Here is an 11,762-nt window from a genome sequence, read left to right as displayed (position 1 = left end):
CCGAACCTTTGCTTCAGCAGCCTTTCATCTAGGTTTGTTGGTAAATCTAGACAAGCTTGAAGCTTACCTAGAGACAGCTCCTTTCTTTGAGCACTTTGGTCGTGACTACAAGTCATTGAGACGCCAGTTTTCTAAGAAACAGCTTTCAGACGAGGAGACAGCTGGAATTGTCCAGTTCTCCAAAGACTTGCTAGCTATAGCAGAGCAAGGTCTTGAAATGAGAGGTCAGCAAGAAACAACCTATTTAGAGCCTTTGAAAGAAAAATTGACTCTATAATTTTCTTATAAAGGAAGAATTTTCTGAAAAATCATGTTATAATGGATGAGACTATAGATAAAGGATAGAGATTTATGACATTAGTTTATCAATCAACGCGTGATGCGAAAAATACCGTAACAGCCAGCCAAGCGATTTTGCAAGGTTTGGCGACAGATGGAGGCTTGTTCACTCCAGTTAGCTATCCAAAGGTAGATTTGGATTTTGAAACATTGAAAGACGCTTCCTACCAAGAAGTGGCTAAACTTGTCTTGTCAGCCTTCTTGGATGACTTTACAGCAGAAGAGTTGGACTATTGTATCACCAATGCCTATGACAGCAAATTTGATACACCAGCTATTGCCCCTCTTGTCAAACTTGATGGTCAATATAACTTGGAACTTTTCCACGGTTCAACCATTGCCTTCAAGGATATGGCCTTGTCTATCTTGCCATACTTTATGACGACGGCTGCTAAGAAACACGGTTTGGAAAACAAGATTGTTATCTTGACTGCAACTTCTGGAGACACTGGAAAAGCTGCCATGGCAGGATTTGCGGATGTCTCTGGAACTGAAATTATCGTCTTTTATCCAAAAGACGGTGTCAGCAAGGTACAAGAGTTGCAAATGACCACTCAAACTGGTGACAACACTCATGTCATCGCCATTGATGGGAACTTTGACGATGCTCAAACCAACGTGAAGCATATGTTCAACGATGTGGCCCTTCGTGAAAAATTAGCAGCTAACAAGTTGCAATTTTCATCAGCCAACTCTATGAACATTGGCCGTTTGGTCCCACAAATTGTCTATTATGTGTATGCCTACGCTCAGCTTGTTAAAACTGGTGAGATTAAGGCTGGTGACAAGGTCAACTTCACCGTTCCAACAGGAAACTTTGGAAATATCTTGGCTGCCTTTTACGCTAAGCAAATCGGTCTACCAGTTGGGAAACTGATCTGTGCTTCAAATGACAACAATGTTTTGACAGACTTCTTTAAAACTCGTGTCTATGACAAGAAGCGTGAGTTTAAGGTTACCACTAGTCCGTCTATGGATATCTTGGTATCTTCAAACTTGGAGCGCTTGATTTTCCACCTTTTGGGTAATGATGCAGTTAAGACAGCTGAACTCATGGCTGCTTTGAACACTCAAGGTCAGTATGAATTGAAAGATTTTGATGCAGAGATTCTTGACCTCTTTGCAGCGGAGTATGCGACAGAAGCGGAAACCGCAGCAGAAATTAAGCGTGTCTACGAGTCAGATTCTTATATTGAGGATCCTCATACAGCGGTTGCTTCAGCAGTTTATAAAAAATACCAAGCAGCGACTGGTGATGCGACCAAGACAGTGATTGCATCAACAGCTAGTCCTTACAAATTCCCAGTGGTTGCGGTGGAAGCTGTAACTGGACAATCAGGTCTTAGCGACTTTGAAGCCTTGGCTCAATTACATGAAATCTCAGGAGTAGCAGTGCCACCAGCAGTGGATGGCCTTGAAACAGCTCCAGTTCGTCACAAGACAACTGTTGCAGCAGCAGAGATGCAGGCGGCAGTAGAATCTTATCTAGGACTTTAAAACAGAGGAAGCAAACTCGGTTGGGAAACTAACTGAGTTTCTTTTCATCAGGAGGAAGGATTGTTTAAGAAATATAAAGACATTCTCAACATAGCTCTGCCAGCCATGGGTGAAAATTTTTTGCAGATGCTCATGGGAATGGTGGACAGCTATCTGGTGGCACATCTGGGTTTAATCGCCATTTCGGGTGTGTCTGTAGCGGGTAATATTATCACCATTTATCAGGCTATTTTTATTGCTTTGGGAGCGGCTATTTCCAGCGTCATTTCCAAAAGTTTGGGACAGAAAGATCAATCTAAACTAGCCTATCATGTGACAGAAGCGCTCAAGATTACTCTGCTACTGAGTTTAGTTTTAGGGGGCTTGTCCATCTTTGCCGGTCAAGAGATGATTGGTCTTTTGGGGACAGAAGCGGCTGTGGCTGAGAGTGGTGGACTATACCTAGCTTTGGTTGGTGGGACAATCGTCCTCTTGGGCTTGATGACTAGTCTAGGAGCCTTGATTCGCGCCACCCATAATCCGCGCCTTCCTCTCTATGTAAGTCTTTTATCCAATGCCCTGAATATTCTCTTTTCAAGTCTAGCTATTTTTGTTCTTGATATGGGGATAGCTGGTGTTGCTTGGGGGACTATTTTGTCTCGTTTGGTCGGGGTTGTGATTTTGTGGTCACAATTAAAACTTCCATATACGAGGCCAAGGTTTGGACTGGACAAAGACTTGCTGACCTTAGCTTTACCTGCAGCGGGAGAGCGTCTCATGATGCGAGCTGGAGATGTGGTTATTATTGCCTTGGTTGTTTCCTTTGGGACTGAGGCCGTCGCAGGAAATGCTATCGGTGAAGTTTTGACTCAGTTCAACTATATGCCTGCCTTCGGTGTTGCGACAGCAACAGTCATGCAGGTAGCTCGAGCAGTTGGGGAAGATGATTGGGCAAGGGTAGACAACTTAAGTAAGCAAACTTTTTGGCTTTCTCTCTTTCTCATGTTGCCCTTAACACTTAGTATCTATGCTCTGGGAACGCCTCTAAGTCACCTCTACACCAGTGATCCTGCGGCCATTAAAGCCAGTGTTATGGTGACGCTGTTCTCTCTACTAGGGACTCCTATGACGACGGGAACAGTCATTTATACAGCTGTTTGGCAGGGTTTGGGGAATGCACGCCTCCCCTTTTATGCGACAAGTATCGGAATGTGGTGTATCCGTATCGGGACAGGTTACCTGATGGGAATTGTTCTTGGTTGGGGCTTGCCTGGTATTTGGGCAGGAACGCTTTTGGACAATGGTTTTCGCTGGTTCTTCCTGCGCTATCGTTATAAGCAATATATCTCTTTGAAAGGATGACATATGAAAAAAATTGGATTTATCTGGGATTTAGATGGAACTTTATTGGACTCTTATGAGGCTATCTTAGCAGGAATCGAAGAGACCTTTGCTCAGTTTGACATTCCTTATGATAAGGATGAGGTTCGTGCCTTTATTCTACAAACTTCCGTTCAAGATCTGTTGGAAAAGGTGGGAGAAGAAAGAGGCTTGGATGCTGATATGCTCAATCAGGTTCGTGCTCAGAGTTTGGCTGAGAAGAATGCTCAAGTTGTTCTGATGCCGGGGGCGCGTGAAATCTTAGCTTGGGCAGACCAGCAAGGAATTGAGCAGTTTGTTTATACCCATAAAGGGGACAATGCTTTTACAATTTTGGAAAATTTGGGTTTGGCCCACTATTTCACAGAAATTTTAACCAATCAAAGTGGCTTTTCTCGGAAGCCTAGTCCAGAAGCTGCGATCTATCTTCTAGATAAGTATGAACTAGATCCTCAGCAAACTTATTATATCGGTGATCGGACTTTAGATATCGAATTTGCTCAAAATAGTGGCATTCAGAGTATCAATTTTCTTGCCTCTCCTGCAACTTGTAATCAACAGATAGAGCATTTAGAAGACATTAGCTCGCTTTCCTTCTAGAATTTTCTTCAAGAAGAATGTGTCAGCCTGATGACAAGAAACTAACAAACTATTTCAAGTAATGTAATTTGTTACAACGAATGTACAGTTCTGTTAAATAGCCCCAAAAGGGCTTTTTTTCTATTTTCTTTGTGTTATGATAGACAGGTACTACATTTGAAAAGGAGTTTGATAGTATGAAGAAAAGAATTATTTTAGCATCAACAGTAGCCTTGTCCTTTGCCCCTGTATTGGCAACTCAAGCAGAAGAACTAGTATGGACAGCGCGCAGTGTTGAGCAAATTCAAAACGATGTTACTAAGAATGAGAATAAAACAAGCTATACGATTCAGTATGGAGATACTCTAAGTACCATTGCCGAAGCTTTGGGAGTGGATGTGACCGTTCTTGCTAACTTGAACAAGATCAGCAATATTGATCTGATTTTCCCTGAGACAGTGCTTACTACAACTGTTAATGATGAGGCAGAAGTGACGGAAGTTGAAATCAAAACCCCTGACACAGCTCAGGCAGGTGAAGGCACAACTGCAACAGCAGATTTGACAACCAATCAAGTCACTGTAGATGACCAAACTGTACAGGTTGAAGATTTAACTCAACCAGTTGAAGAAACAGGAGCTCAAGTTGAGCCAGTAGCACCACAAGTGACTGAAGAAGCAGTAGCAGAAACTACAACAGAAGCCTCAGTACCAGTAGCGGAACCAGTTACAGAAACTACGGCAGAAGTTTCAGCACCAGCAGAAGAAGCAGTAACAGAAACACCTGTAGTGGAAGAAACCACTACAACAGAAGCCCCTGTTACAGAAACTGAAGCAGAGACTCAATCAACACCATCAACTTACCAAGCTGAAGCAAGCCAAGGTTCATCAGCGACTTATGCAGCACCAGCAGCACCTGATTATGCAAGTATTGCAGCTTCAAAATCAGAAAATGCAGGTCTACAACCACAAACGGCTGCCTTTAAAGAAGAAATTGCTAACTTGTTTGGTATCACATCCTTTAGTGGTTACCGTCCTGGAGATAGTGGAGACCACGGAAAAGGCCTTGCCATTGACTTTATGGTTCCAGTAAGCTCAGCTCTTGGAGACCAAATTGCAGATTATGCTATCCAAAATATGGCTAGCCGTGGCATTAGCTACATCATCTGGAAACAACGTTTCTACGCACCATACCCAAGTAAATATGGACCTGCTTACACTTGGAATCCAATGCCAGATCGTGGTAGTATCACAGAAAACCACTATGACCACGTTCACGTATCTATGAATTAAGAATAATAAGAAGCTATACAATTAAAAGTGTAGCTTCTTTTTGTGTAAAATAGTATTGATAAGTGAAATAAAATCTAAAACATGTTAGAATGTAGGCGAATACAAAATGCTAAGGTGTTAAAAGCAGAGAGAAAGGATGAAAAAATGACAAATCGATTAAAAACTCCATTTGAGAAAACAAGAGATGATTTTGAACAGGAATTTACTGGAGAAATTGTTGAGCTCTTGATTTTTACCCTCCAAAATGTAAATGGGGCTGCTTCTTTAAAAGATGGTTGTAAAATACCGTCCGTTCATTTTAAAGCTAGTGTCAATGTTGAAACTCAGGACTTCTCTGAACGTGAGGGACGTTTGGAATGGGTATTGACTCCTGAGGAATTTGAAGAAAAGAGATGGGGCTTTAGTTTTGAACCCTACAAAATTCATCATATCAAATGCCAAAAACGCCCCTTCATGGAGTTAGAGCCATATATGTCAGAAGTAGCTAATAACTGCTACCACTTGCTGGAATACCTAGATGACCAATCCTCAGACTCTAGGTTAGAGACCTTGATTGAAACCTATCAAAAACCGGTCATCATTCAAGATGATATTGGCGAATTCACCTTAAACAGAGCCTATTCTTGGTTTGAAGGATTTATCACTTACGAGGGTGGTAAGATTCATGCTATCTTTGCTGCGAGTGCAGATGAAAGTCTTCCTCCAAGTTCTTTTGATGATCTAAAGAAATTTATGGGAACTTTCCAAGTTCAAGATACTCGGATTAAAGACTATATTGTCAAAGAACTGTGGGAAACAGCTCAAGACTGGATAGATTCAGATGAAAATGATGTGGTGTTAACAGAAGAGTATTTTACCAACTCACTTTCCTTGAGTGAACTATCGATCAACGAAGATGGAGAATTGACCCTCTACTATGATGATCGTGAAGAAATTTTTGCAGGCCATGCCATCGAAGTTGTCATTGATAAAGAGGGAGAAATCCTTCGAGCAGATTTGGTAGGTTAGTGCTGGATTTTATCTAGAATATAGAAATAATAGCCTTTTGGGATTGAAACCAAGAGGCTATTTTTCGTGAGTAAGCAAAATAGTTGCGTTTTTACTAAGGTTGCATTATACTTGATAAGTCAACTATTGATAAATCAAATATTAAAGAAAGGAGAAAATACTAAAAATGCATGAATTATTGTACCAGCTCCATTTAACAGATCAGATGATCACTCAACTTTTTGAGAAACAATTAGGAATTAGTTTGACCCGCTATCAAATCCTGCAGTTTTTACTGCAGCAGTCACCCTGCAACCAGATTGCCGTTCAGGAGAAGTTAGAGATTGACCCTGCAGCCTTGACCCGTCATTTTAAGATACTAGAGTCAGAGGGCTATGTCAGTCGCAATCGGAATCCAGTCAATCAGCGAGAAGTCTTAGTTGAATTAACCCAAGAAGCCAAGAATCAACTCTTGGTTAATCCTCCTCAACGTCACCTGAAGGTGAAGGAACAGATGGAGAGTATCTTATCGACAGCCGAGCAGAAAGAGCTAACAACCTTACTGACGAAACTAGTGTCAGGTTTAGAAAAAATAGAATTTTAAGGAGAACACGATGTCAATCATTACTACTATTTTAGCAACCCTTGTTGCTCTAGAGCATTTTTATATCTTTTATTTGGAAAGTATCGCAACCCAATCAGATGCAACCAGCCGAGTCTTTAATATGGACAAGGAAGAGTTGACTCGCCCCTCTGTCACCTCACTGTTTAAAAACCAAGGAATTTATAATGCCTTGATTGGGGTATTTCTTATTTATGGAATTTATTTCTCACATAGCTTAGAAATCGTAACAATCTTTGTGTTGTTTGTCGTAGGAGCAGCGACTTATGGTGCCTTAACAGCAGATAAAAAAATCATTCTAAAGCAAGGCGGACCAGCAATCCTAGCACTCTTGAGTATCCTTTTCTTGAGATAAAAATAACCAGCACTTTCTATTGAAGGTGCTGGTTTTAATCATTCACATTAAACTTTTCTCCGCTTGATTTCGAGTAATCTTTGATAGAAGAAGAATTGACTACTATAGATATAAGGGAAAGAAGGGATGCTCGCAATTCCAAAGCTGATCCAGATAAGAAGATACCATGGTAGGAGTTGTAAATCAAGTACGAAGCGTTGGAACTTATAGCCTTTCATAAGGAAGCGACTAGTTTTGAGTACGCGACTTGGCTTGGCAATTCCAATTGCAAGGGTATCACAAAGGAGCAGCTCTACTTGGGAATAAGCGTAGTATTGCGGCAGATAGGCAATGGTTCCCAAAATCATCAGAAAGACGCTACCAAAGAAGTAAAGTGCAAAAGTGAGCAGAAAGTGTTCGATATCTGAATTGGTGACGTCGACAGCTGGAAATTCGGGATGAAGTTCTACAAATTTACGAGCCATGGCACTGCTATAAAAGAGCAAGTAGACTCCAAAAAGATTAGGGATGCTCCACAAAAAGAGATAGAAACGCTTGAGCAAGAGAGTCAGAAAGGTCTGGGTGAAGAAGCGATTGTCAAGTAAGGACAGACTATCTTTAAAAGAAAGCTCTATCTCGGAAATTCTGTAAAGATTAATGGTTGTAAACAGAGCACCAGCTAGGATAATAGAACTTGTGAATCCAACTGCTAGAGGAAAGAGTGAGGACTGGATCAAGCTCATCAAAAAAGTAAAGAAGGATTGATCAAGAATTCCCTCATCAAGTAGGGATAACGGACTTATGAAGCTGGATAGAATCAGGAAAATGCTTGGTAATAAAAAGACAAGCAATAAACGTGGATGTTCAGCTTGAAACTGTTTAGCTTGTTGACGAACTTCTTTTAAATCAATTTTTGGGTATTTCATTCTTTCATTATACCATAGTTCGTGACAGTTCCTGTTTTTTTTGATAGAATCATACAGTATGCCCTTGGGCACAAAGTAAGAACTGGGACTGTCTTTCCCAGCTTCGGAGGTAAAAAATGTCAGATTCGCCAATCAAATATCGATTGATTAAAAAAGAAAAACACACGGGAGCTCGTCTGGGTGAGATTATCACGCCACACGGAACCTTCCCAACCCCTATGTTTATGCCAGTAGGGACTCAAGCAACGGTCAAGACTCAGTCGCCAGAAGAATTGAAAGAGATGGGTTCAGGAATTATCCTATCCAACACCTATCACTTGTGGCTTCGCCCTGGAGATGAGTTGATTGCTCGAGCAGGTGGGCTTCATAAGTTCATGAACTGGGACCAACCTATCTTAACGGATAGTGGCGGTTTCCAAGTATACTCTCTAGCGGATAGTCGTAACATCACAGAAGAAGGGGTAACGTTTAAGAACCACCTCAATGGTTCTAAAATGTTTCTATCACCTGAAAAAGCCATCTCTATCCAAAACAATCTAGGGTCAGACATTATGATGTCCTTTGACGAATGTCCTCAATTTTATCAGCCTTATGATTATGTGAAGAAGTCAATCGAACGTACCAGCCGTTGGGCTGAGCGTGGATTAAAAGCTCATCGTCGTCCACATGACCAAGGTTTGTTTGGGATTGTACAAGGTGCAGGATTTGAAGATCTTCGTCGTCAGTCAGCTCATGACCTTGTCAGCATGGACTTCCCAGGATACTCTATCGGAGGGTTGGCAGTAGGTGAAACTCATGAAGAGATGAACGCAGTTTTGGACTTCACCACTCAACTCCTTCCTGAAAACAAACCTCGCTACTTGATGGGAGTGGGAGCGCCAGATAGCTTGATTGATGGGGTTATTCGTGGGGTCGATATGTTTGACTGTGTCTTGCCGACTCGTATCGCTCGTAACGGAACTTGTATGACTAGCCAAGGACGTTTGGTTGTCAAAAATGCCCAGTTTGCGGAGGACTTTACCCCACTTGATCCTGAGTGCGATTGCTACACATGTAAGAACTACACCCGTGCCTACCTTCGTCATTTGCTCAAGGCTGACGAAACCTTTGGCATCCGCTTGACAAGTTACCATAACCTCTACTTCTTGCTCAATCTCATGAAGCAGGTCCGTCAGGCTATTATGGATGACAATCTCTTGGAATTCCGTGAGCATTTTGTTGAAAAATATGGCTACAATAAATCAGGTCGTAATTTCTAAGATTATCAATCTAAAGCTGAAATCCTAAGTTTTCTCTTAGGATTTTTCTTCTTTTTTTGATAAAATAAAGGTAGTATGGAATGAACATTAGATGGTTTTTTACTACTCTAATGAACGGAGAATAAACTCGTATGCGTATTAAATGGTTTTCCTTGATCAGGATTACAGGCTTACTCTTGGTGCTTTTGTACCATTTCTTTCAGACGGTTTTTCCAGGAGGTTTCTTCGGGGTTGATGTCTTTTTTACCTTCTCAGGTTTCCTAATTACGTCACTCCTGTTAGAAGAATTTGGACAAAAAGGTAAGATTGATATCCTAAGATTTTTTAGAAGACGCTTCTATCGGATTTTTCCCCCAGTTGTCTTGATGATCCTGGTCGTTATGCCTTTTACTTTCTTGGTTCGACAGGATTATGTGGCAGGAATCGGTGGTCAGATTGCTGGTGTCCTTGGTTTTATGACTAACTTCTATGAAATGCTGACAGGAGGAAGTTATGAATCTCAATTTATCCCTCACCTCTTTGTTCACAACTGGAGTTTAGCGGTTGAAGTTCATTACTATGTCTTGTGGGGCTTGGCAGTTTGGCTCATGTCCAAGCAAGCCAAAACAGGTGGGCAACTACGGGGAATGGTTTTTCTACTATCTTCAACGACCTTTGTCGTTAGCTTCCTATCAATGTTTATTGGTAGCTTTATCGTTAATTCATACTCAACGCTTTACTTTTCAAGTCTAACTCATGTTTATCCATTCTTTTTAGGAAGTGTGCTTGCGACCTTGATAGGAGTTCGTCATACGACACCTCTTCTCAAACGTTTGAATCAAACCCTAGACTTGAAACAGACCTTGCTAGTATTTGGGGCTGGTCTCGGAGTTTTACTCTTATTGACCTTCTTTGTGAAATTCAATTATCTCTTTGCCTACTTGCTTGGCTTCTTGTTGGCAAGTTTAGCTGCCCTTCTGATGATCGTTGCAGCACGAGTTTTACATGAGAAAACTCCGACGATTGAAGAACCCAAGGTAATTAGCTTCTTAGCTGATACCAGCTATGCCGTCTATCTTTTCCACTGGCCGTTTTATATCATTTTCTCTCAGTTGATGAGCAACTTACCGGCAGTGATTCTCACCACTATCTTTTCTTATCTCTTTGCAAGCCTTTCTTTCTATGTGATTGAACCTTTCATTGCCGGGAAGAACACTAGCTTATTGCAAAAGGTAAAAGAAATTCCGCATATTCAACCAATCTTTGCGGGTAGCGTCGGTTTTCTTAGCTTGCTGACACTGATTGTGATGCTCATAGCTCCCCAAGTCGGTGCTTTTGAAACGGATTTGATGGTAAATGGCCTCAATCAAGCTCAAACCAATATTACCCGTACAAAAACCATGGCGGATCAAGCAGAAGCCAGTCGCTACAATATTGCTGAAGGTGTATCCATTATCGGAGATTCTGTAACCTTGCGCGCAACACCTGGACTTAAAGAGGTTCTACCAGACGCTCAGACAGATGGTCAAATAAGCAGAAATACCAAGCAAGCCAATGCTATTATGCTCAACCACAGTCAGAATAAAGTCCTCCCTAAAATAGTTGTTATTGCTACTGGAGTGAATAACCCTGAGGATTATAAGGCTGATATCGATTCTTTGATAACAAATCTACCTAAGGGACATCAGCTTGTACTTGTGACACCTTATGAGGGTGATACAACTCAAGCAACTCAGCCTTATGTAGAACAGTATGCTAGCTATGTGCGTGAAGTAGCTCAAAAGTATCCTTACATTGAGGTTGCAGACTGGAATCAAGTGTCTAAAGATCATCCAGACATCTGGAAAGGAACGGACCAAGTTCACTTTGGAAGTGATAATACCAAATTAGAAGAGGGTGCTAAGCTCTACGCAGAAACGATAGCATCAGCTATCAAGGCCTTGGCAGATAAACCTGTGAAGTCAAAATAATATTTAAAAAGTAGAGATGACCTTTCTCTACTTTTTCTGTTTAGAAAGTATTTCTTAGAAGCTCAATCATTCTCTAAGTTTATCTCTTTAACCTATGCCAATATCCTCTTGCTCTAGGTTGTTAGCTCTTTGAGCAGTTTGGTCAAACTATGACTAATTTCTAGTCTGTAGTTTTTATGGCGAATCCAGTCTTGATGGGGAAAAACTTGCCAAATTGTCAGAATTATGAGAAAATAGGTGCAGTTTACAAATGGAGGGAATGCAATGAGAGAAGATATCAAAATCAATGATCGTGCTCTAGCATTAGGAGAACAAATCATTGAAAAGCTAGAAAAAGTTTACGATACAGATGTGGAACTAGATGTCTATAATCTTGGCTTGATTTACGAGATTCATTTGGACGAGGCTGGTCTTTGTACAATTGTCATGACCTTCACCGATACTGCCTGTGACTGTGCAGAAAGTTTACCAATCGAAATCGTGGCAGGTTTAAAACAGATTGAAGGAATTGAGGATGTCAGGGTTGAAGTTACCTGGTCACCTGCCTGGAAGATTACACGAATCAGTCGCTATGGCCGCATAGCACTTGGACTACCACCGCGCTAAAAAACAAGAGAGA

At 41.3% G+C, this 11,762-nt stretch carries 11 protein-coding genes and 1 pseudogene; 11 read left to right on the top strand and 1 reads right to left on the bottom strand.

The features are described 5' to 3' along the window. From SINDD18_RS06110 to SINDD18_RS06075, 8 genes and pseudogenes are all read left to right on the top strand, one after another. Positions 1 to 277: pseudogene (locus SINDD18_RS06110) on the top strand (gamma-glutamylcysteine synthetase); the annotation flags it as partial. Between the two features lie 74 nt (positions 278 to 351). Further along, a complete protein-coding gene (gene thrC, locus SINDD18_RS06105; RefSeq protein WP_061863466.1) occupies positions 352 to 1,836 on the top strand; it encodes a threonine synthase in 1,485 nt (494 codons plus the stop codon). A gap of 60 nt (positions 1,837 to 1,896) precedes the next feature. Next, entirely contained in the window at positions 1,897 to 3,177 is a 1,281-nt protein-coding gene (locus SINDD18_RS06100) for an MATE family efflux transporter (protein WP_061863465.1), read from the top strand. Positions 3,178 to 3,180: 3 nt separating this feature from the next. Continuing rightward, positions 3,181 to 3,795 carry an HAD-IA family hydrolase gene (locus tag SINDD18_RS06095; RefSeq protein WP_061863464.1) on the top strand — a complete coding sequence of 205 codons (615 nt, stop codon included), beginning with the start codon at positions 3,181 to 3,183 and terminating at the stop codon, positions 3,793 to 3,795. 176 nt (positions 3,796 to 3,971) lie between these two features. Then, positions 3,972 to 5,066, top strand: coding sequence for a LysM peptidoglycan-binding domain-containing protein (locus SINDD18_RS06090; RefSeq protein ID WP_061863463.1), 1,095 nt, complete (start codon positions 3,972 to 3,974; stop codon positions 5,064 to 5,066). A 144-nt stretch (positions 5,067 to 5,210) separates the two neighbouring features. Beyond that, positions 5,211 to 6,074, top strand: coding sequence for a DUF2262 domain-containing protein (locus SINDD18_RS06085; protein WP_061863462.1), 864 nt, complete (start codon positions 5,211 to 5,213; stop codon positions 6,072 to 6,074). Positions 6,075 to 6,240: 166 nt separating this feature from the next. Continuing rightward, positions 6,241 to 6,657, top strand: coding sequence for a MarR family winged helix-turn-helix transcriptional regulator (locus SINDD18_RS06080; RefSeq protein WP_431305824.1), 417 nt, complete (start codon positions 6,241 to 6,243; stop codon positions 6,655 to 6,657). A 10-nt stretch (positions 6,658 to 6,667) separates the two neighbouring features. After that, positions 6,668 to 7,030 carry a DUF1304 domain-containing protein gene (locus SINDD18_RS06075; RefSeq protein ID WP_004250661.1) on the top strand — a complete coding sequence of 121 codons (363 nt, stop codon included), beginning with the start codon at positions 6,668 to 6,670 and terminating at the stop codon, positions 7,028 to 7,030. A 47-nt stretch (positions 7,031 to 7,077) separates the two neighbouring features. Here the strand turns inward: SINDD18_RS06075 and SINDD18_RS06070 are convergent, their stop codons facing one another. Next, positions 7,078 to 7,935, bottom strand: coding sequence for a DUF975 family protein (locus SINDD18_RS06070; protein ID WP_049502670.1), 858 nt, complete (start codon positions 7,933 to 7,935; stop codon positions 7,078 to 7,080). A gap of 116 nt (positions 7,936 to 8,051) precedes the next feature. Here SINDD18_RS06070 and tgt point away from each other — a divergent pair, with 116 nt between their 5' ends. The 3 genes from tgt to SINDD18_RS06055 all read left to right on the top strand — a co-directional run bounded on the left by tgt (position 8,052) and on the right by SINDD18_RS06055 (position 11,749). Further along, a complete protein-coding gene (tgt, locus tag SINDD18_RS06065; RefSeq protein WP_004250663.1) occupies positions 8,052 to 9,194 on the top strand; it encodes a tRNA guanosine(34) transglycosylase Tgt in 1,143 nt (380 codons plus the stop codon). A 131-nt stretch (positions 9,195 to 9,325) separates the two neighbouring features. Beyond that, a complete protein-coding gene (locus SINDD18_RS06060; RefSeq protein ID WP_061863460.1) occupies positions 9,326 to 11,143 on the top strand; it encodes an acyltransferase family protein in 1,818 nt (605 codons plus the stop codon). Between the two features lie 264 nt (positions 11,144 to 11,407). Further along, complete coding sequence (locus tag SINDD18_RS06055; RefSeq protein ID WP_049530778.1) at positions 11,408 to 11,749, top strand: metal-sulfur cluster assembly factor; 342 nt, start codon at positions 11,408 to 11,410, stop codon at positions 11,747 to 11,749. Positions 11,750 to 11,762: the final 13 nt, after the last annotated feature.

Source organism: Streptococcus infantis, assembly GCF_001579645.1.
Taxonomy (GTDB): Bacteria; Bacillota; Bacilli; order Lactobacillales; family Streptococcaceae; genus Streptococcus; species Streptococcus infantis_E.
This window is presented reverse-complemented; position numbering and strand designations above follow the sequence as displayed.